Here is a 19,762-nt window from a genome sequence, read left to right on the forward strand (position 1 = left end):
GTCCGCACCTGACCCCCTATCGGCTTTGCCCGCAGGGACGCAGCTCGCAGGAATGGACCAGATAGGCGCCCAGCCAGCCTTCGCGGTCGCCGTCCTTGTATGCGCTGGCCCGGCCGGTGAGTAGCTCGCCGTCGACGCGGAGCTCGAGGGCGAGGTGCGGGCTGTTCACGCGGGCGTCCCCGGTGGGCAGTTGCGACTGGAGGCTCGTTCGCAGGTCCCAGCGGGTGGTGGCCTCGGCACGCACGACCGCCGGCGGCTGGTCGGCGAGCCGAATCTCCACCTGATCCTCCGCCAGAACCGTGAGCCGCAGCGGGACGTCACCCTCACTCGTGCTGATCTCGCCGGCCCAGGCGCCCGGCTGCAACGTCATCGGGCGCACCTGCTCGGTGATCGGGTTGACCTGCTGGTTCGAGAATCCTGCGGCGATGCCGCCGACGAGGTGCGCGACGACGGCGTCGCGGGCCGACTTGTCGGTGCAGTTGGTCAGCACGGCGACCGAGGTGTCGTGCTCAGGCAGGTCGATCATCATGGTGGCGATGCCGCCCATGCCACCGCCGTGGCTGTGGGTGACCGGGCCGGGGCCGGGCGAGACGACCCGGCCGAAGCCGTAGCCGACCTGCTCGTTGACCGGCTCCGCGGCGAACATGGCCGCGACCGTGGCGGGTCGGAGCAGGCGGTTGGCGGTCCGCGCGAAGAGCGCCACGTCACGGGCGGTCGCCCAGCCGGCGCTGGCCGCGGGATGGTCGGTGTGGCAGGTGGCGTACGCCCGCCCGTCAGCGGAGTAGCGCCGCGCGGCCGCCGGATAGCCGGCTCCGTACCCGAAGCTGCTCAGCTGCAACGGTTCGGCGATCCGCTCGCGGAGATACCCACCCAGATCCTGGCCGGTCACGGCCTCCACCAGCGCACCGAGGTCCTGGTAGCCGATGTTCGAGTACTCGAAGTCGCTACCCGGCTCGCGCACGAGCCGCCGGTAGCGCGCGATGTCGACCGGCGGCGGCCCGTCGTCGTAATGGAAGCCGTAGAACGCCGGATACCCACCCCGGTGCTGTAGCAACTGGCGCGGCGTCGGCCCGCTGCCGCCGATCGGTGCGTCGAGGTCCACCAGGCCGTCGTCGGCGGCCAGGCAGACCGCCGTCGCGGTGAAGGCCTTGGTGATCGACGCGAGGCCGTAGACGGTCCCGGGCGTGGCCGTCCGTCGCGCGGCCACGTCGGCCAGGCCGTATGCCCGGGCGAACACCACCCGGTCACCCTCGGCAACCGCGACCGAAACCGACGCACAGCCGTGCTCCGCCAACGCCCGCGCACAGAGGTCGTCCAGCCCGTCGATCATGACCGAACGCTACGCGAACCTCACCGCGCCCCCGCCGCCAGGATCGCCGGGTGCACAATGGACCGATGGCTGGCGTCCTGGCAGGTGTCGCTTGATCCGGCGGCTGTCCGGCGCGACGGTCGTGCTGGTGCCGTTGACCGCGCTGGTCCTGCTGCCGATCGCGACCAATGTCGCGTCCGACACGATTCCGGCGAGTTGGCGGCCGTACACCTGGATCGCCTGGCTCTTCCTGCTCGTGGCGACGGCAACGGCCGTCTTCAGGCGGCTCCGCTCACGCCCGGCGGACCTGATCTACGCGAGTCGGCTCGACGAGTCGCCCTACGCCGACTGGACCTTCTTCGCCAGCAAGGGCGTCCGCGAGAGCGTGTTCGAAGTCGTCACGACCGCGACCGGTTCTGTCGCGCTGGGCTTCCACACGCCGGGCGACGAGGCCGTCGGGGCCAACAAGGCACTGCAGACCACGAAGGGCTACGTGGAGTTCCGCTACAAGATTGACTCCGCGGGCGGGGCGGGGTTCGTGTATTTCGCGATGATCCCGATGCGCGACAACGGCTTGGAGCGACGCGGCCTCATCGAGGTGGGTGCTGAGGTGCAGGCCGACGCCCGCAACCCGACCTCGATCTACCGCCAGCGCCTGTTCCCGCCGCACTCGCACTACGGCGACGGGCAGTGGCATCAGGGCAGGCTCGCGTTCGACTTCACGAACCTGCCCGCCGCCTACTACGCGATCTTCGCCCCACGGATCAACGAGGGCATCGAACGCACCGGCGCCGCGCGCGTGTGGATCGCTGACGTCGAGGCCCACCGCACCTGATCTAGCGCGTCTGCGGCGCGAGCCGCCCGGAACACCGGGCGGCTCGTGCCGTGATGTTCTTACAGCGTCAGGAGCTTGAATCCGCCTCCCTCGCCGAGGATCCGGGCCGACCAGAAGCCGCCGTCGCCCTTGCCGGGATACCACGCCAGGGTTCCGTCGGTGTAGACGGCGAGCAGGTCGGCCTTGGCGTCACCGTCGAGGTCGGCCAGGGACATCAGCCTGAAGCCCGCCGGTCCCAGGATCCGGGCCGACCAGAACGAACCGTCGCCCTTGCCGGGATACCAGGCCAACGTGTAGTCGTCGTACAGAGCGAGCAGGTCGGCCTTGCCGTCGCTGTCGAGGTCGGCCAGCGACATCAGCCTGAAGCCCGCCGGACCCAGGATCCGGGCCGACCAGAACGAACCGTCGCCCTTGCCGGGATACCAGGCCAGGGTGTTGTCCGTGTACAGGGCCAGCAGGTCGGACTTGCCGTCACCGTTCAGATCGGCCAGGGACATCGCTTTGAAGCCGGCCGGGCCCAGGATTCGCGCCGACCAGAACGTCCCGTCACCCTTGCCGGGATACCACGCCAGCGTGTAGTCGGTGTAGAGCGCGAGCATGTCCTTCTTGCCGTCCCCGTCGAGGTCGGCCTTCGACATCTGCAGGAAGCCGGCCGGGCCGCCGGTGCGGGCCGACCAGAAGCCGCCGTCGCCCTTGCCGGGATACCACGCCACCGTGTTGTCGGTGTACAGCGCGAGGAGATCCGCCTTGCCGTCCCCGTTCAGGTCGTTGCGGGATCCCGACCACGTCCCTCCCCCGCCGCCACCGCCACCGCCGCCACCGCCGCCGACGCCGTCGGAGGTGGTGCGGGCGGAGACGTACGCGGAGAGGCAACTCTCCCTGATCCCCTCGTCGCTGCAGGCCTTGACGGTGTAGTTGTATGTCGTGAGTGGATTGAGCGGGAAGTCGTAGTAGGCCCCCGCCTCCACCACGTTCACCTGGACGCTGTTACGAAGGATCCGGTAGTAGAGACCTGGCACGCGGTCCCAGGCGAGCATGACGCTGTCGGCGGCGACGCTGGTGACGCGCAGATTCGCCGGCAGGACCGGCGGGCCGTAGCTCGGTGCCGCGGGCTGGCACGTCACATCGTCGACCACGACATAGGTCATGTCCTGGTACGGGTACCACGTCGGTTTGGAATCGTAGGTGTGGTTGTAGACCTGCGGGCGGGTGCGGACGCCCCAGTCGATGTAGCGGACCGAGGTCTTGCACCCGGGATCCGCCCGAAAACCGTCGACGTCGTCGTTCCTGGTCTTCGGCGCGACCGACCGGATCTGCGCCTGCGGGCACTCGTTTCTCAACCACTCGTCACCGATCTTCGGCTTCATCCGTTCGCCGCACCACCCGTCGACGCCCTGGACCCACCAGGTCGAGTCGTCGTTGACGAGATCGCAGAAGACGCCGTCGAAGCCGCATTCCTCGGCGGCCGCCGGAGAGGGTTTGAGCGCTACCAGTCCGCTGACGGTGACCAGCAGAACTGCCAGGCGAGCGAGGAACACCTTCATGGACCATCTCCCTTCGTTTGTCGCGCGATTCGCGGACACGTGTGGGAAGTAGACGCCGGTGCGTCGCCGGCCCGCTCGCTTCTTCGACGCACGCGAAAAACCCCAGCTCGCCGGCGGCAACCTCGGGCGCGAGCTGTGCGTGCACAAATTGACATCCCGCACCACTGGCTCACGGGGGGCCCGATGCGGATCCATTTCACCAAGCACGACCTGGCACGGACCCATCTCGCCGACGGCTTCGACGCGATGTGGGAGTTGGTCAACAGCTTGCAGGCACTGCAGGGTGGCTACGGCGGCAGCACGTGTGCCGCCTGGCGGCGGCGGACGGCGGCGGAGCTGCGCCAGGCCGGTCTGGATCGGACAGTCCGGCACCGGCTGTTCCCGATCGCGCCGCATGCCGCGTACTTTCCCGATCTCCTCACGCCGCCCGAGGGCCGGTTGGGTCCGGCGGCGGCCGTCGAAGCGCTGTCACACACACCGTCCCGGCGCCTGGCGGCGGAAATCGGGCGGCTCGGCGGCACGGCCGGGGCCGGCGGCTGGTTGGACGATCTGCGGGCGGGACGCCCGAGGGCGTTGGGCGAGTTGGGCGCGACGCTGCGGGCGTACTACCGCCACGCGATCGCCCCGCATGTCGACGCCATCGGTGCGAGTGTCCACGACGACCTCGCCGCTCGCCGCGTCGAGGTCCGGGACCGTGGGGTCGAGGCGCTGCTGGCGACGTTCCGGCCGATGCTGCGTTGGGAGCCGCCGTTTCTCGAGGTGCCCCGACACCCGTCCCGGCGGGACATCCGCCTCGACGGCCGCGGCCTCGTGCTGGTGCCGTCGTACTTCTGCCGGTTGCACCCGCTGACGATCTTCGACCCGGACCTGCCCCAGGTGCTGGTGTACCCCGTGGCGCATCGGACGGCGTCACCCCGTCCCGGCGCGGGTGACCGTCCGCTGGTCCGGCTGCTCGGCGAAACCCGGGCCATGGTGCTGCTGGCGGCCCGCGGCGGCGCGACGAACGGCGAGTTGGCCCGACGGCTCGGCATCTCGGCGGCCGCGGTCAGCCACCACACCACGATCCTGCGCGACGCCGGCCTGCTGGCCAGCCGCCGGAGCGGGGCCACGGTCCAGCACTCGATCACCCGCCTCGGTGCGGCGATCGTGCGGCGAGCTCCGGAGACGGCGTCGGTGCCGGCGGTCGTGGACCCCTGCGGCGGCGGATGAAGCGCACCGCCTCCACCACCACAGTGACCGACAGCGCGAGGCCCAGGCCGAGCAGGAGGCCGCGGATCGGGTCGCCCTCGAAGGCCGCGCCGCCGAAGAAGCCGATCAGGGCCGAGTAGAGCGCCCAGACCAGGGCCGCGACCGCGTCGAACGGGGTGAACCGCGATCGCGGATAGCGCAACGCGCCCATCGACACCGTCACCGCCGTCCGGCCACCCGGGATGAACCGGGCAACCACGAGGATGAGCCCGCCGCGTTCCGCGATCGCGGATCGGGCCCAGGCCAGGCGCTTAACCGGTTTACGACCGACGAGCCGACCCAACGCGTACGAGATGTGGTCGCCGGCAAACGCACCGGCGGCCGCGAAACCGACCAGGGGCACCAGGTCGGGTTGCCCGGCGGCCGCGAACACCCCGGCCGTGATGACCGCCGTCTCGGCCGGCACGACCGGGAAGAAGCCGTCCAGCATCGCGAGCGTGAAGATGAGCATGTAGACCCAGGGCGAGGACATCACGTCGTGGAGGAGTTGCAGCACGCCATCCATGCCGTCCAGCCTCGGCGCCGCGAGCGCGCACGGGCACCGGGAGAGTCCCGGTCGGTCCCCGGAGATCGCCGTCGGGGAAAACCCGCCGGGGTCAGGCCGGCAGGCCCGAGGTGAGCAGGCGAAACGCGTTGTCGGCGGCCGCCTTGGCCGACTCGCACACGGAATCAGCGGTTGATCCGGTGGACAGCCGGCGCCAGTTCTCGCGGGCCAGAACCCGCTGCGCCGCGAGGATCTGTGCGGCCGCGAGCCGGGCCGTCAAGGCGTCGAGGGGCGGCCCGAGCGCCTCGGCCAACGCCTCCTCGTCGCGGCCGATGTAGTCGTTGACCCGCGCCGACAGACTCGGCGTCGAGAACACCATGTTGTGGAACGCGAGCACCTGCGGGTGGTCGTTGAGGCCGGTCACGGGATCGCGGCGGGCCAACCCGTCGAGGAAGTGCGCGTGCAGGGCGCCCAGGGGTGTCAAGCCCGCCGGCCGCGCCCGGACCACCCGCGCCGCCTCGCCCGCGTGGTCGGCGAACCGGTGCAGCACCAGGTCTTCCTTCGACGGGAAGTAGCGGAACAACGTGGGCTTGGAGATCTCGGCCGCCGCCGCGACGTCGGCCACGGAGACCCCGTCGAACCCGCGCTCCAGGAACAGCGCGATCGCGGCGGCCGACACGGCGTCGTGCGTGCGCTGCCGCTTGCGTTCCCGCAGGCCGATCTCCGCCATGACGACAACCGTACCATCGCTGAGACTTGGTAAAATTCGTTACTGAGTTACAGTATGAGCGTGTCGGACTTCGCTGACGAGTTGGTGTTCCTCGCCCGCGCCCGCGCCGCGCTGGCCTGGATGCTCGACCACGCCCGGATGCGGGTCGCCACCGGCGACCAGGTGGCCGGCGACCGCTACACCGCCGAGACGCTGGGCCGGATGCTCAAGAGCTACGCGAAGGAGCTGGCCGAGGAACCCGACAGTCCGCTGTATTTCGGACGGCTGCGGTTCGGCGATGGGCCGGACGCCGGCGAGCACCGCGACCAGAGCTACTACATCGGCCGGCGGCGGATCACCGACGCGGCCGGCGAGCCGCTGGTGATCGACTGGCGGGCGCCAGTGTCCGCGCGCTTCTACCGGGCCAGCGCCCGCGACCGCCAGGGCGTGACCGCGCGGCGCCGGTTCGGCTGGAGCAGCCACCACCCGGTCCAGCTCACCGGCTTCGAGGACGAGCGCCTCGACCAGGGTGAGGAGCTCGGCACCGCCAGCCGGCTGCTGACCGCGGAGATCGAGCGGCCGCGGGTCGGGCCGATGCGCGACATCGTCGCCACGATCCAGCCCGAGCAGGACGAGCTGGTCCGTGCCGACCTCGACCGGTCGCTGTGCGTACAAGGTGGCCCTGGCACCGGAAAGACCGCCGTCGGGCTGCACCGGGCGGCGTACCTGCTCTACCAGCACCGCCGCCGGCTCAGCCGCAACGGCGTGCTGGTGGTCGGGCCCAACCCGGCTTTCCTGCGCTACATCTCCGCGGTGCTGCCGGCGCTCGGCGAGGTGGACGTGCGGCAGCAGACGCTCGACGAGGTGCTGCGGGAGAGCCCGGCGCGGGCGACCGACACCGACGAGGCCGCTCGGGTGAAGCACGACGCGCGGATGGCGGCCGTGCTGCGCCGGGCGGTCTACGCGCACGTCGCCGAGCCGGGCGGGCCGATCGCGGTGCCCGTCGACGCCTACCGGCTGCGCATCGGCGCCGTGGCACTGGCCCGGCAGGTGGCCGAGGTCCGGGCCGCCGACGTGCCCTACGGCGTGGGCCGGGAACGGTTGCGCGCCCGGATCGTCGCCCTGCTCCAGCGCCAGTTGGAGGCGCGCGGCGAGAGCCCCGGCCGGGCCTGGCTGGAGAAGATCGGCCGCGCGGCAGCCGTCACGGCGGCGCTCGACCAGGCCTGGCCGAAGATCCGGCCCGAGGAACTGCTGACCACGCTGCTGAGCGACCCCGACACGCTGGCGAGCGCGGCCGACGGCATCCTGACCGACGGCGAGCAGAAGGTCATCGCGTGGGAACGGCCGCCGCGCACCTTCAAGACCGCGAAATGGTCCGTGGCCGACCACGCGCTGCTCGACGAGATCGCCGGGCTGATCGACCACCCGACCGGCTACCGCCACATCGTCGTGGACGAGGCCCAGGACCTGTCCCCCATGCAGTGCCGCGCGCTCGCCCGGCGCAGCGCGCACGGCTCGCTGACCGTGCTCGGCGACCTCGCGCAGGGCACGACGCCGTGGGCCGCCGCCGACTGGCCCGCACAACTGGCCCACCTGGGCAAGCCCGACGCTCCGGTCGAGGCGCTCACGCTGGGCTTCCGCGTGCCCGCCGCGGTGCTCGCCCTCGCCAACCGCCTGCTGCCCGGCCTGCACGCCGCGGCGCCGGCCACCCGGTCGGTCCGCACCGACGGCGCGCTGCGGATCCGGCCGGCACCCGATCTCGGGGCCGCGACGGTCGCCGCCGTCGGCGGCGCCCTCGGACACGAGGGTTCCATCGCCGTGATCGCCGCCGACCCGCTGCTGGCGGACCTGACCGTGGCCCTGCGGCGCGCCGGCGTGAGCGTCAACCTCGCCGGCGAGGACGAGCCCGACCGCCGGGTGACCGTGCTGCCGGCCGGGCTCGCCAAGGGCCTGGAGTTCGACCACGTGATCGTCGTGGAACCCGACGACATCGTGCGCGCCGAGCCACGCGGCCTCAACCGGTTGTACGTGGTGCTCACCCGCGCCGTCTCCCGGCTGGACGTGCTGCACTCGCGGCCGCTGCCCGCGCTCCTCGCCGCCGTCGAGTAGCCGCAGCCGGGCTCCCATGATAGACAAACATCATTGTGATGTACGTCGAGTCGAAGGAGCCCGCATGCCAGCACCGATCAGCCGCCGCTCCGTCCTCGCCGCGGGTGCGGGTGCCGTCGCGGGGCTGTCCCTGCCGGCCGCCGCCGGTGCCCGTGGGCACTCCGTGCGGTTCACCCTCAACGCCGAGGTGCTCGACGGTGGCGAGCAGGTCACGTCCGTCACCCTCGACACCGCGCGGCTCGGCCGCGTCGACCCCGCCAGCCTGACGGCCGCGACCTTCTCCGTGCACGCGAAGGCCACCAGCCCGATCCCGATCGCCGCCGGGGACCAGATCTTCAGCGAGTACGATGTGGACCGTGCGGTGACGGCCGCCCGGCTCGACCGGCGTGGCAACGTCGTGCTCGACCTGAGCTACGCCGAGGGCCAGACCGGCGGCGGCACCCTCGGCTACATCCTGAGCAGGGGCCGCAACGTCCAGCTCGACCTCGTCTACACCATCACCCAACACGCGCCGCTCGTCGTGCGGGGCCGCGGCGCGGTGACGATCGACTCGTTCGCCCAAGGACGACTGTCCAATCCAGAGGTTGACGCTTTCGGCTACCACACCTCGCGATCGGGCATGAAATATCGGTTGTACGCGCCCGATCGCCGGCCCGGCAAGCGTCCGCTGATCGTCTGGCTGCACGGTGGCGGCGAGGGCGCTTCGCTGCCTGACGACTACTACGACAACGAGACCACGCTGCGCGCCAACCGCGGCGCGCTGGGCTTCGCGACGCCGGAAGCGCAACGGATCTTCTCCGCGGCGTACGTGGTGGCACCGCAGAGCACGTCCTTCTGGCTCGAGGACGGGCCGCGGTTCGCTCCGCTCATCCAGGAGATCGTCGGCGACCTCGCCCGCCGCTACCCGATCGACCGCGACCGGATCCACGTCGTCGGCTGCAGCAACGGCGGCTACATGAGCCTGAAGATGACCACGACCTATCCCGACGTGTACGCGGCATCCGTGCCGATCTGCGGCGTCGTCACGTCTCTCCAGCCGGGCGGGCCGACGATGATCACGGACGCCGAACTGGTGGCGATCAGCACACCGACCTGGCTGGTCGCCTCGCGCGACGACACGACGGTGCCGCCGACACCCAACACGGTCCACGCGCACGACCTGATCCCCGGGTCGCTGATGTCGCTGTACGACACCGTCACCTGGGACGGGCACCGGTTCCCGGGCCACTGGTCCTGGATCTACGTCGCGCGCAACGACCCGAGCGTCGACGGCACCCACATCTGGCAGTGGATGGCCCAGCAGCGGCGCTGACGGTCAGACCAGGTCGGCGGGGCGGAGCCGGAAGACCTGCAGGCGCAGGTCATAGTATTTCTCGGTCTCGCCGACCCACTCCATGCCGATGCGCCGGGCGGTCGCCTGTGCCCGGGCGTTGGTCGGCCGGGCGACCGCGAGCACCTCGTCCCAGCCCTGGTCGAAGGCCCAGCGCGCGACGGCCCGCCCGGCCTCGGCCGCGTACCCCTGGCCCCAGACGTCGGGGTGCAGTTGCCAGCCCATCTCGAGGTCCTCGCCGCGCGGCGGGAGCGGTAGCAGGACGGCCCCGCCGATCAGCTCGCCGTCGTCGGAACGTTCGACCGCCCAACGGCCGGCCGGCGCCGGCAGGCGGGCGTCCTCGGCGATCCACTGCTGCAGCACGAGCCGCATCGCATCGACGTCGGGAACGCTGTCCATCGCGGGGCTGAGCCACCGGGCGACGTTGGACGCGCTGTAGATGGGCAGTGCCGCCTCGGCGTCGTCGAGCCGCCAGGGGCGCAGGGAGAGGCGTTCAGTCTTCAGCTCACCGGCCACGCTCCCACTCTAGGTCGCGTCGGGGCGGTCCTGCCCGCGGTCGGCGCCGAGCTGGCGGAGGAGTCCGCGGTTGTCGGTGCGGACCCACTCCTCCACGAGCCGCCCACGGCCGTCAAAACGGAAGATGTTGAGCAGGTCCCAGACGACCCGCCGCCCGTTGGGCGGCAGCGGCCCGACGGGCGAGTGAGTGAACTCACGCACGAACGTGCCCTCGATCCACGTCTGGCAGGCGAGGTGGTCGCCCTCGGCCAGGATGATCCCGCGCCGGATCACCCGGTCGTCGAACGCGGCCCGCAGTGCGGCGAAATAGGCGGTGAGTCCGGCATAGTCGGCCTCGAACCCGTCGGGCCCGTGAAACCGGAACCTTTCGGTGTCGAAGTAAGTGTCGACCTCGGCCGGATCGTCGGCGGAAACCTCCAGCTCGCCGGCCCTGACGAGCCGGGCAACGAGCTCGTCCCGCGTGATCTCCCCTGGCATGGCTGCTCCTTGCGGCTCGACGTCGCTCCTGTGTGGACCGTTTGGCTCCGACCGGTAGGGAAGGCATGACCGCCGATCGGGTGGCGTGCGGGATGTCGACGAATCCGGCCGTTGGGAATGCTCGGATGCATGCGAATCGATACCCAGGTTCCGGCCGTGGTACGCGCGGCCTTCGTGCTGTGGCTCGTCGCGGTCGGTGCGGGGATCTTCGAGACGATCCTCGTGGTGGCGAGCGGCGAGGCCGGCGACGGCGCGGCCGCCGGGGTGGCCGTCCGGTCGGCCGTCTTCGCCGCCGCGATCCTGGTGGCCTTCCGGATGCTGGCGGGCCGCCGCTGGGCGCGGTTGACCCTGACCCTCGGCCTCGGCGTGCTCGGCACGCTGTCGCTCGTGGTCGACCCCGTGCTCTGGCTCGTGGACGGCAACTCGCTGGGGACGCTGCTCGCGAACGCCAGCGCCGTCGACCTGACCTTCGGCGTCAGCCGCGGCATCCACGTCGCGGCGGTACTTTCCGCGTGCGCCCTGATGTTCGCGCCGTCGGCCAACGCTTACTTCCGCTCCCGCCCGCCGATCACGACCGGATCGCACCGACCTGTTTGACGTGACGGACCATCGGGGCCGTCTCCACCCGTTCCACGCCCTCCAGCGCACCGATCCGCTCCGTCAGGTAGCGGTAGAGGTCCGGCATGTCGCGGCAGACGATCGTGGCGACCACGTTGGTCGGGCCGGTCGTCGCCGCGGCGAAGACGACCTCCTCGTGGTCCGCTAGCGCCGCGCCGACCGCGGCGAGTCGGGCCGGGGCTACCGACAGCCACAGCAGCGCCCGGGCGCGGAAGCCGACGCTGTCCGGGTCCACCTCGACGTCGTAGAAGACGGCGCCCGTGCCGACCAGTTCGGCCAGCCGCCGGCGGACCGTCGACTCCGGCCAGCCGGTCGCGGCCGACAGGTCGGCGTAGCCGCGCCGGCCGTCGTGTGAGAGCGCCTCGACCAGCGGCTGGTCGGCGTCCGTCAGCACCGCCGCGCCGCCGATGGGATGGCCGGGCGCCCCCGTCGTGGGCGCCCGGCCGATGGTCAGTTGGCTGACGACGTGCGGACCAGTTGGCGGATCTGGCGCAGCAGCACCGACAAGGCCGCCAGGTCCGCGTTCGAGTCGGCGAACTCGCCGATCGAGCGCTGGGCCCGGGCCACCGACGTCGCGTTCGCACGCTCCCACGCTGCCACTCGCTCCTCGACCGGAGCACCGTCCGGTGTGGACTGGAGAACCCCGGCGGTCAAGGCCGCCAACGCCGCGTACAGGTCGTAGCGCAGCGCCATCCGGGCCAGGGTCTGCCAGCGGTCCTCGCGCGGCAGCAGCGAGATCTTCGACAGCAGCGCGTCGACCTGCAGCCGGTCGCTCAGCACGAAGTAGACCTGCGCCACATCGCCCGGAGCGCGCGCCGTGATCCGGGCCGTTTCGACCACGTCGATCAGGCCGAAGCCGTACATCACCCGGGCGACCGCGGTGGCCAGGCTGGCCGGCATGCCTCGGGTCTCGACCTCCTCCATGTGCCCCAGCAGCGACTCGCGTTCGCTGCCGACGAACCGGGTGTCGAGTTGGCCGAGCAGGTCGGCCACCGCGGCGAAGCGGGCGATCTCGCCCGGCACGTCCAGCGGCGACCGGCGGTTGGTGACCAGCCAGCGGACCGCCCGGTCCAGGAGCCGGCGCAGCTCCAGGTAGACCGCCGTCTGCGCCGCCGTCGGCACCTGGTTGTCCAGCGCCTCCACCGCCGACCACAGGTCGCGCAGGCCGTAGGTCTCGCGGGTCACCACGTACGCGCGGATGATGTCCGCCGCCGAGGCGCCGGTCTCTTCCATCGCCCGGTAGACGAACGACGTGCCGCCGCGGTTGACGACCTCGTTGACCAGCACCGTCGTGACGATCTCGCGGCGCAGGCGGTGGCCGGCCATCCGGTCCGCGTACGCCGACCGCAACGGCGTCGGGAAGTAGTCGGCCAGGACCTCGAAGGTCCACGGCTCGTCCACGAGGGGATCGGCCAGGACCTCGTTCTCCAGGTCGATTTTCACGTACGCGAGCAGCACCGCGAACTCCGGCGCGGTCAGGCCGCCGGGGCGCGCGGCCAGTTCCTCGTCGGTCGGCAGGCCCTCCAGCGCGCGGTCCAGCAGGCCCGAGCGCTCCATCTCGGTGATCATCCGGCGGTGCACCGGGAGCAGCGACTCCGCCTGCACGATCGCGGTGCCCAGCGCGGTCGCCTGCGCGTAGTTGTCGTCCAGCACCAGGTCCGCGACCTCGTCGGTCATCTCGGCGAGCAGCGCGTCGCGGTCGGGCACGGTCAGCTCGCCGTCGGCGACCGCGCCGCCGAGCAGGATCTTGATGTTGACCTCGTGGTCGGAGCAGTCGACACCCGCGGTGTTGTCGATGAAGTCGGTGTAGACGCGGCCGCCGCGCAGCGCGTACTCGATGCGGCCGAGCTGCGTCAGACCCAGGTTGCCGCCCTCGCCGACCACCCGCGCCCGGATCTGCTTGCCGTTGACCCGGATCGCGTCGTTGGACTTGTCGCCCACCTCGGCGTGCGTCTCCGACGACGCCTTGACGTAGGTGCCGATGCCGCCGTTCCACAGCAGGTCGACCGGCGCCTGCAGGATCGCCTTCTGCAGCTCCGGCGGGGACAGCGCGGTCACCTCTTCGCCGAGTCCGAGGGCGGCGCGGACCTGTGCGGAAATCGGGATCTTCTTCAGCGTACGGGCGAACACGCCACCGCCGGCCGAGATCAACGCCGCGTCGTAGTCGGCCCACGACGAGCGCGGCAGCTCGAACAGTCGCTTCCGCTCCGCGAAAGAAGCAGCGGCATCAGGGGACGGGTCGAGGAAGATGTGCCGGTGGTCGAACGCGGCCACCAGCCGGATGTGCGGCGAGAGCAGCATCCCGTTGCCGAACACGTCGCCGGACATGTCGCCGACCCCGACCACGGTGAAGTCGGTGGTCTGGATGTCGGTGCCGAGGTCGCGGAAGTGCCGCTTGACCGATTCCCACGCACCGCGCGCGGTGATGCCCATCTTCTTGTGGTCGTAGCCGGCCGAACCGCCGGACGCGAACGCGTCGCCGAGCCAGAACCCGTGCGCCACCGAGATCTCGTTGGCGTAGTCGGAGAACGTCGCGGTGCCCTTGTCGGCGGCCACCACCAGGTAGGGGTCGTCGGCGTCGTGCCGCACCACGTCGCGCGGGTGCCGGATCTCGCCGCCGACGATGTTGTCGGTGACGTCGAGCAGGGCGGTGATGAACAGCTTGTAGCAGTCGACCGCCTCGTCCCGGTCGCCCGGCTTCTGCTTGAGCACGAAGCCGCCCTTGGCGCCGACCGGCACGATCACGGCGTTCTTCACCATCTGCGCCTTGACCAGGCCCAGGATCTCGGTGCGGAAGTCCTCGCGCCGGTCGGACCAGCGCAGCCCGCCCCGGGCGACCGCGCCGAACCGCAGGTGCACGCCCTCGAACCGCGGCGAGTAGACGAAGATCTCGAAGCGCGGCCGCGGCGCCGGCAGGTCGGGCACCTGCTGCGGGTCGAGCTTGAAGGCCACGTACGACTTCGGTCGCCCGTCGGTGCCCCGCTGGAAGAAGCTCGTGCGCAGCGTGGCCTGGATCAGCGTCAGGTAGGACCGCAGGATCCGGTCCTGGTCGAGGCTGGTCACGTCGTCGAGCCGCTTGGCGATCTCGTCGACCAACTGGGCCGCCCGTTCGCCGCGCTCGTCGTCGGAGAGCGCGAGCCGCGGCGAGAAGCGCGTCTCGAACAGCTCGACGAGCCGGGCCGCGATCTCCGGGTACGCGACGAAGGTGGACTCCATGTAGTCCTGCGAGAACACCGTGCCGGCCTGGCGCAGGTACTTCGCGTACGCCCGCAGGATCACCGCCTGCCGCCAGGTCAGCCCGGCCAGCAGGACGAGCTGGTTGAAGCCGTCGACCTCGGCCTCGCCGCGCCAGGTGGCCGCGAACGCGTTCTCCACGTGCGGCCGCACGGCGGTCGGCAGCGGCTGGCCGTCGGGCAGCTCCAGGCCGAAGTCGTAGAGGTAGACGGTGCCGTCCGCGCGCTCGACCTCGTAGGGCCGCTCGTCGGCGACCCGGACGCCCAGCGAGTGCAGCACCGGCAGCACCGCGGAGAGCACCATCGGCTCGCCGTACCGGAAGACCTTGAAACGCACGTCCTGGTCGTTCTGGTTCTTCCGGAAGAGGTGCATCTCGAGCTGGCCGGGCTCCTCGAGCAGCTCCAGCTTGGCGAGGTCCTTGAGCGCCTCGTACGGAGTGTTCTCCTCCTTGTAGCCGTCAGGGAACGCGTCCGCGTACCGCGTGAACAGCAGTTTGCCCTGCTCGTCGCCGAGCTTGCGGCCGAGCACCAGGTTGAAGTCGTCGTCCCAGAGCCGGGTCGCGTCGGCCAGCTCCTCGGCGAGCGCGTCGATGTCGACGTGGCCGGGCGGGTTGGTCGGGTCGGTGCGCACCACGACGTGCACGCGGGCCAGCAACGACTCGGTGACGCGGGTGGTGTAGTCGAGCCCGACCCCGTTGAACCGGCGCAGCAGGATCTCCTGCATCCGCAGCCGGTTGTGCGTGGTGAACCGGTCCCGGGGCAGGTAGATCAGGCAGGAGATGAACCGGCCGTAGCCGTCGCGGCGCACGAACACGCGCAGCTGACGCCGGCCGGCCATGCGCAGCACGCCGATCACCGCGCGGTAGAGGTCGTCGGTCTTGATCTGGAACAGCTCGTCACGGGGGTACGTCTCGAGGATCTGCAACAGATCCTTGCCGGAGTGGCTGCGCGGGGAGAGCCCGGAGCGGTCGAACACCTCGGCGACCTTGCGCCGCACCACCGGGAGGTCGCGGACGCTCGTGCGGTAGGCGGCGCTGGAGAACAGGCCCAGGAACCGCCGCTCGCCGACCACCGCGCCGTTGTCGTCGAAGACCTTGAAACCGATGTAGTCGAGGTACGCCGAGCGCTGCACCGTGGCCCGGGAGTTGGCCTTGGTGATGATCAGCAGGCGCTTCTCCAGCACCTTGGCCCGGGCCTCGGGCGGCAGCGCGGTCAGCGCGAGGGGGGTGGGCTGGTCCTGGCGGAGGATGCCGAGCCCGGTGCCGAGCTCCGCGGCCAGCAACTGCTCGCCGTCGTCGCCGTCGATCAGCTTGTATTCGCGGTAGCCGAGGAAGGTGAAGTGCTCGCGGGCCAGCCAGCGGAGCAGCTCGACCGAGTCGGTGATGTCCTTCTCGGGGACGGGGGGCCGGGCGTCCGTGGTGCGGGCGGCGGCCAGCTCGTCGGCCATGGCCAGCGCCTTCTGCCGCATCTTGGGCCAGTCCTCGACGGCCTCGCGCACGTCGGTCAGCACCCGCACGAGCTCGCGTTCGAGCTGCTCGCGCTCGGTGGCGTCGCGGATCGCGTCGATCTCGATGCGCATCCAGCTCTCGACCAGGTCGCCGGCGATCGCGTCGTCGGGCTCGACCTCGGCGGCCACCTCGATCAGCTTGCCCATCGGCTCGCGGCGGACCACGACCAGCGGGTGCACGAGCAGGTGGATGTCGAGGTGGCGGCCGGTGAGCAGGGCGGTGACCGAGCCGACGAGGAACGGCATGTCGTCGGTGACGATCTGGATCACGGTGTGCGGGAGGTCGGCGACCGGCTCGGTGATCCGGAGCTGGAGCTGGCCCGGCATCCGCTGTGCCGCCAGGGCGCTGTGGCTCTCGGCGGCCTCGACCATCTCCTGGGCGGTGTAGCCGACCAGCTCCTCGTCGGGGGCGAACCGCCAGAAGCGGGCGACCAGGGCGGCCTCGGGGGTGCCCGGGCCCGCGAGCGCGACCGCCTCGGCGACCAGGCGCTCGGCGTTGGGCACCGGCTCGTCGATCTCGCCGTCCTCGCCGTCGTCGGTGGTGCCGGTGGCGGTGCCGGTCCCGGCGGCTACGCCGACGGATTCGACCGCGACGTCGTCGTCGACCGCGGTGTCGTATTCATCCGTTATATCCGGTGTCCCGAGTTGGCGTGCGACGCCGCGCATGCCGCCTCCTTCAGACGTGTCCTGCGCCGTGCGCCGATCCATTGGTGCCACTCCCCTCGAAACCCACGACGTTGTGGGCTCAATCCCGTCAGACTACGGCGGCGGCGGCAACAGATCCGCGCCGGATGGGCCTGTCTGAGTACGAGTGCTCATACCCATTTTGCGACCCGTACTAGGGTCCTTCTGTCCCCGGGGGAAGGATCTGTAGCCATGCGTCGGTCGTACCCGATGATGAAAAAACGCCCTGCCGCGGCGTTGGCGAGCCTCGTGCTGCTGGCCGCCGGCCTGACCGGTTGTTCGAGCGCGCCCGGCCCGGACGACGCGGTCGACGCGTTCCTCGCCGGCTGGAAGTCCGGCGACCTGGGCCAGGTGGCGTTCGTCGAACCGACCGGCACCAAGGTGGCCGCTACCGACGTCGCCGCCGCGCTCAAGGAGCTGTCGGGCGACCTCGCCAAGACCCCGCCGGCGGTGTCCCGCGACGGCGACCCCGAAGAGGTCGAGGGCAGCGCCACCGCCAAGATCAACGTCGACTGGACTCTGCCGGGCGGCACCCACTGGACCTACCCGTCGACGGTCCGGCTGACCCAGGGTAAGGAGGACGCCTGGTCGGTCATCTGGGAGCCGGCGATCATCAGCGCCAAGCTCAAGAGCGGCGACCACCTCGGGCTGCGCCGCCAGCGACCCGCACGCGCCGGCATCCTGGACGGCGCCGGCAAGCCGATCGTCGAGCCGCGCGACGTGGTCCGGGTCGGCGTCGAACCCGCCCGGGTCGACGACCCCGAAGGCATCACCCGCGCCCTCGACGCGGCGTTCAAGTCGATCCGGCCGCCGCTGGAGATCAACGTCGACGACCTGCCCAAGCGCATCGAGTCGGCGGAGGACCCGACCCGGTTCGTCGAGATCGTCACGCTGCGTGCCGACGCGTACAAGCAGATCCGTTCGAAGATCCAGCCGTTGGAAGGCACCCAGTTCTACACGGAGAAGCGTGACCTGGCGCCGACCCGCACGTTCGCCCGCGCGCTGCTCGGCACCGCCGACCAGGCGCTCAAGGAGGACATCGACAAGCGGCCGGACGAGGTTGCCGAGGGTGACCTCGTCGGGCACGGCGGCCTGCAGGGCGGGTTCGACAAGCAGCTCAGGGGTACGCCGGGCGTCTCGGTGGTGATCTCCCAGAAGGGGCCGGACGGCGAGGTCACGGACGGCGACGAACTGTTCCGCGCCGAGCCCAAGGCCGGCACGCCGGTGAAGACCACGCTGGACGTGCGCACCCAGAACGCGGCCGACGCGGCGCTGGCGGGGGTCAAGCAGCGCTCGGCGCTGGTCGCGGTGCGGGTCAGCGACGGCGCGGTGCTCGCGGCGGCCAACGGACCCGACGGGGGCACGGGCGAGAACCTGGCGTTCACCGCGCAGGTGCCGCCGGGCTCAACGTTCAAGGTCGTGAGCGCGTTCGGCCTGCTGGACGCGGGCAAGGTGCAGGCGTCGACGGTGGTCGACTGCCCGCAGACCTTCGCGGCCGGCGGCCGGTCGTTCAAGAACTCCGAGAGCTTCGCGCTGGGCAAGGTGCCGTTCCAGGTGGACTTCGCGAAGTCGTGCAACACGGCGTTCGCGTCCCTGGCGCCGTCGCTGGGCGCGGACGGCCTGGCCGACGCGGGTCGTGCGCTGGGCCTGGAGGCCAAGTGGGACCTCGGCACCGCGGCCTACAGCGGCAAGGTGTCGACGGGCGGTTCCGAGGCGGAGCGCGCGGCCGCGTCGTTCGGCCAGGGCACGACGCTGGTCTCGCCGCTGGCGATGGCGGCCGTGACGGCATCGGTGGCCAAGGGCTCCGTCGTCACACCGACGGTGCTGACCGACAAGCCGGCGGCCGGCGGCGCGGCCCTCAAGGCGTCGACACTGACACCGCTGCGGTCGATGATGCGCCAGGTGATCACCTCAGGCACGGCAACGGCCCTGAAAGACGTCCCGGGCGGCGCGGTGTCAGGCAAGACCGGCACGGCGGAGTTCGACGACAACCCGGCACACACACACGCATGGTTCGTCGGCTGGCAGGGCGACGTGGCGTTCGCGGTCTTCGTCGAGAACGGCGGCGGCAGCGGCGAAACGGCAGTCCCGGCCGCGGAACGCTTCCTCCGCGCCTTGCGCTGAGCTGACCGATCCCTGGCATGCGGGTCGATCCCGGGGCCTCGCACGCCGCCGAGGCCCGGCGGGCGGTGGGCGGTTTCGGTGCCCTCGCGACCCTCGACGGCGCCGGCCTGCCCGGGCCGGCCCGGCTCGACGGCTACGACGCCTCCGACGACGTGGTGGTCGCGGTCCGGGTGAGCTACGGCGACCTGGCTGCCGACGGGCCGTGGACATGCGTCGAAACGGCCCGGTACGGCGGCGGCCGGATGCTGCCGCTGCCGTTGCGGGAGGTGGTCGAGCACCACGTCCGTCTCGACGGAGTGCGTTTCGCCGATCTCGAATGGTCGGCGGGCAGTGGATCGGTCACCCTCGACGGCGAGTAGCTGGCGGCGGACCTCGTGCGTGCGGGCGATCGCTGGTGGGCGGCCAGGTGCGCACGCGCCGGCACGCAGATCACGATCGTTGCCCGCGACTGGCGGCCAGCCGTGACGGCGGTGCGGGCGGACTCCGATGTGGAGCCGCTGCTCGCCGGTCTGGCCGGACGCCGACCGCCGCGGCCCGCGTTGCCGGCCGCGACCGGGCCGCACGACATTCCGGCGGAACCGCACCGCCCACTCGCCGACGCGGTGCTCCGCAACACCCGCGAGCAGGCGTCCTGGCTGGCGGGCGGCGGCCCGGTGCCCCGGCTCCCGGACTCGTGGGGCGCGCTGTGGACGGCGGCCGTGCGCCGCCAGATGGAACTGGCCGACGAGACCGAGTCGCAGGCGCAGCGGGCGGTGTCGAGCTTCACGAGCCAGCTCAGCTCGCTGGAACACGAGGCGGCCTGGTTCCGCGACGACGACGAGTTGCGCGAACAGGCGATCGCGGAGACGCTGCTGTTCGCGACGGGCCTGCGCACGAACGTGCCCAGCCGCCCGGCCCAACTGGCCTGGCTCCGCCGGACTGGCGCGGCCACCCCACCCACCAACCTCACGACCGCGGCGGCCGACCAAACCGGCTGGCTTGCGGCGTGGGCCACCTGGGCGGATTCGCTCCGCGAACGCTGAGGGCGGCGCGGTC

16 protein-coding genes are annotated in these 19,762 nt (G+C 71.4%); 8 read left to right on the forward strand and 8 right to left on the reverse strand.

Annotated elements, in window-relative coordinates; genetic code table 11:
- Positions 1-16: 16 nt before the first annotated feature.
- Positions 17-1,330 carry a serine hydrolase domain-containing protein gene (locus Air01nite_RS04715; protein WP_203700550.1) on the reverse strand — a complete coding sequence of 438 codons (1,314 nt, stop codon included), beginning with the start codon at positions 1,328-1,330 and terminating at the stop codon, positions 17-19.
- 91 nt (positions 1,331-1,421) lie between these two features.
- Between Air01nite_RS04715 and Air01nite_RS04720 the strand changes: the two genes are divergently transcribed.
- On the forward strand, positions 1,422-2,144 hold the full coding sequence (locus Air01nite_RS04720) for a hypothetical protein (RefSeq protein ID WP_203700551.1): 723 nt from the start codon (positions 1,422-1,424) through the stop codon (positions 2,142-2,144).
- A gap of 59 nt (positions 2,145-2,203) precedes the next feature.
- On the opposite strand, the gene Air01nite_RS04725 is transcribed toward Air01nite_RS04720, so the two are convergent.
- Positions 2,204-3,688, reverse strand: coding sequence for an FG-GAP-like repeat-containing protein (locus tag Air01nite_RS04725; RefSeq protein WP_203700552.1), 1,485 nt, complete (start codon positions 3,686-3,688; stop codon positions 2,204-2,206).
- Between the two features lie 183 nt (positions 3,689-3,871).
- Between Air01nite_RS04725 and Air01nite_RS04730 the strand changes: the two genes are divergently transcribed.
- Positions 3,872-4,897: an ArsR/SmtB family transcription factor gene (locus Air01nite_RS04730; RefSeq protein WP_203700553.1), complete on the forward strand. Its 1,026-nt coding sequence runs from the start codon at positions 3,872-3,874 to the stop codon at positions 4,895-4,897.
- Here the strand turns inward: Air01nite_RS04730 and Air01nite_RS04735 are convergent.
- Together Air01nite_RS04735 and Air01nite_RS04740 are read right to left on the reverse strand one after the other, a co-directional pair.
- The gene (locus Air01nite_RS04735) at positions 4,812-5,441 is read right to left on the reverse strand and encodes a DedA family protein (RefSeq protein WP_203700554.1); all 630 of its coding nucleotides are present in this window, start codon (positions 5,439-5,441) and stop codon (positions 4,812-4,814) included. The two genes, Air01nite_RS04730 and Air01nite_RS04735, sit on opposite strands and share 86 nt — an antisense overlap.
- 91 nt (positions 5,442-5,532) lie before the next feature.
- On the reverse strand, positions 5,533-6,150 hold the full coding sequence (locus Air01nite_RS04740) for a TetR/AcrR family transcriptional regulator (protein ID WP_239090491.1): 618 nt from the start codon (positions 6,148-6,150) through the stop codon (positions 5,533-5,535).
- A 54-nt stretch (positions 6,151-6,204) separates the two neighbouring features.
- Here Air01nite_RS04740 and Air01nite_RS04745 point away from each other — a divergent pair, with 54 nt between their 5' ends.
- Both Air01nite_RS04745 and Air01nite_RS04750 read left to right on the forward strand, forming a co-directional pair.
- Positions 6,205-8,238, forward strand: coding sequence for a HelD family protein (locus Air01nite_RS04745; protein ID WP_203700555.1), 2,034 nt, complete (start codon positions 6,205-6,207; stop codon positions 8,236-8,238).
- A 64-nt stretch (positions 8,239-8,302) separates the two neighbouring features.
- Positions 8,303-9,550, forward strand: a complete 1,248-nt coding sequence (locus Air01nite_RS04750) for a prolyl oligopeptidase family serine peptidase (protein ID WP_203700556.1) — start codon at positions 8,303-8,305, stop codon at positions 9,548-9,550.
- Between the two features lie 3 nt (positions 9,551-9,553).
- On the opposite strand, the gene Air01nite_RS04755 is transcribed toward Air01nite_RS04750, so the two are convergent.
- Together Air01nite_RS04755 and Air01nite_RS04760 are read right to left on the reverse strand one after the other, a co-directional pair.
- Positions 9,554-10,084: a GNAT family N-acetyltransferase gene (locus Air01nite_RS04755; protein ID WP_203700557.1), complete on the reverse strand. Its 531-nt coding sequence runs from the start codon at positions 10,082-10,084 to the stop codon at positions 9,554-9,556.
- A gap of 9 nt (positions 10,085-10,093) precedes the next feature.
- Entirely contained in the window at positions 10,094-10,561 is a 468-nt protein-coding gene (locus Air01nite_RS04760; protein WP_203700558.1) for an ester cyclase, read from the reverse strand.
- Positions 10,562-10,690: 129 nt separating this feature from the next.
- Here Air01nite_RS04760 and Air01nite_RS04765 point away from each other — a divergent pair, with 129 nt between their 5' ends.
- A complete protein-coding gene (locus Air01nite_RS04765; RefSeq protein ID WP_203700559.1) occupies positions 10,691-11,158 on the forward strand; it encodes a hypothetical protein in 468 nt (155 codons plus the stop codon).
- Here Air01nite_RS04765 and Air01nite_RS04770 read toward each other — a convergent pair.
- Positions 11,130-11,573, reverse strand: coding sequence for an Lrp/AsnC family transcriptional regulator (locus tag Air01nite_RS04770; protein ID WP_239090492.1), 444 nt, complete (start codon positions 11,571-11,573; stop codon positions 11,130-11,132). The two genes, Air01nite_RS04765 and Air01nite_RS04770, sit on opposite strands and share 29 nt — an antisense overlap.
- A gap of 56 nt (positions 11,574-11,629) precedes the next feature.
- Positions 11,630-16,627: an NAD-glutamate dehydrogenase gene (locus Air01nite_RS04775; protein ID WP_203700560.1), complete on the reverse strand. Its 4,998-nt coding sequence runs from the start codon at positions 16,625-16,627 to the stop codon at positions 11,630-11,632.
- A 168-nt stretch (positions 16,628-16,795) separates the two neighbouring features.
- Between Air01nite_RS04775 and Air01nite_RS04780 the strand changes: the two genes are divergently transcribed.
- Genes Air01nite_RS04780 through Air01nite_RS04790 form a run of 3 tightly spaced genes read left to right on the forward strand, consistent with a single transcriptional unit; the run spans position 16,796 to position 19,749 of the window.
- A complete protein-coding gene (locus Air01nite_RS04780) occupies positions 16,796-18,727 on the forward strand; it encodes a penicillin-binding transpeptidase domain-containing protein (protein ID WP_239090494.1) in 1,932 nt (643 codons plus the stop codon).
- Positions 18,728-18,744: 17 nt separating this feature from the next.
- Complete coding sequence (locus Air01nite_RS04785; protein WP_203700561.1) at positions 18,745-19,086, forward strand: hypothetical protein; 342 nt, start codon at positions 18,745-18,747, stop codon at positions 19,084-19,086.
- A gap of 15 nt (positions 19,087-19,101) precedes the next feature.
- Positions 19,102-19,749, forward strand: coding sequence for a hypothetical protein (locus Air01nite_RS04790; protein WP_203700562.1), 648 nt, complete (start codon positions 19,102-19,104; stop codon positions 19,747-19,749).
- The last annotated feature ends 13 nt before the right edge of the window (positions 19,750-19,762 follow it).

The sequence above is a fragment of the Asanoa iriomotensis genome, assembly GCF_016862515.1.
GTDB classification, from domain to species: domain Bacteria; phylum Actinomycetota; class Actinomycetes; order Mycobacteriales; family Micromonosporaceae; genus Asanoa; species Asanoa iriomotensis.

What these genes read in the sequence shown, in the direction of transcription:
- Air01nite_RS04780 (WP_239090494.1), top strand. Translation starts at nt 16,796, where the DNA reads ATGCGTCGGTCGTACCCGATGATGAAAAAACGCCCTGCCGCGGCGTTG.
- Air01nite_RS04775 (WP_203700560.1), bottom strand. Translation starts at nt 16,627, where the DNA reads ATGGATCGGCGCACGGCGCAGGACACGTCTGAAGGAGGCGGCATGCGC.
- Air01nite_RS04765 (WP_203700559.1), top strand. Translation starts at nt 10,691, where the DNA reads ATGCGAATCGATACCCAGGTTCCGGCCGTGGTACGCGCGGCCTTCGTG.
- Air01nite_RS04715 (WP_203700550.1), bottom strand. Translation starts at nt 1,330, where the DNA reads ATGATCGACGGGCTGGACGACCTCTGTGCGCGGGCGTTGGCGGAGCAC.
- Air01nite_RS04735 (WP_203700554.1), bottom strand. Translation starts at nt 5,441, where the DNA reads ATGGATGGCGTGCTGCAACTCCTCCACGACGTGATGTCCTCGCCCTGG.
- Air01nite_RS04740 (WP_239090491.1), bottom strand. Translation starts at nt 6,150, where the DNA reads ATGGCGGAGATCGGCCTGCGGGAACGCAAGCGGCAGCGCACGCACGAC.
- Air01nite_RS04750 (WP_203700556.1), top strand. Translation starts at nt 8,303, where the DNA reads ATGCCAGCACCGATCAGCCGCCGCTCCGTCCTCGCCGCGGGTGCGGGT.
- Air01nite_RS04730 (WP_203700553.1), top strand. Translation starts at nt 3,872, where the DNA reads ATGCGGATCCATTTCACCAAGCACGACCTGGCACGGACCCATCTCGCC.
- Air01nite_RS04725 (WP_203700552.1), bottom strand. Translation starts at nt 3,688, where the DNA reads ATGAAGGTGTTCCTCGCTCGCCTGGCAGTTCTGCTGGTCACCGTCAGC.
- Air01nite_RS04760 (WP_203700558.1), bottom strand. Translation starts at nt 10,561, where the DNA reads ATGCCAGGGGAGATCACGCGGGACGAGCTCGTTGCCCGGCTCGTCAGG.
- Air01nite_RS04745 (WP_203700555.1), top strand. Translation starts at nt 6,205, where the DNA reads ATGAGCGTGTCGGACTTCGCTGACGAGTTGGTGTTCCTCGCCCGCGCC.
- Air01nite_RS04785 (WP_203700561.1), top strand. Translation starts at nt 18,745, where the DNA reads ATGCGGGTCGATCCCGGGGCCTCGCACGCCGCCGAGGCCCGGCGGGCG.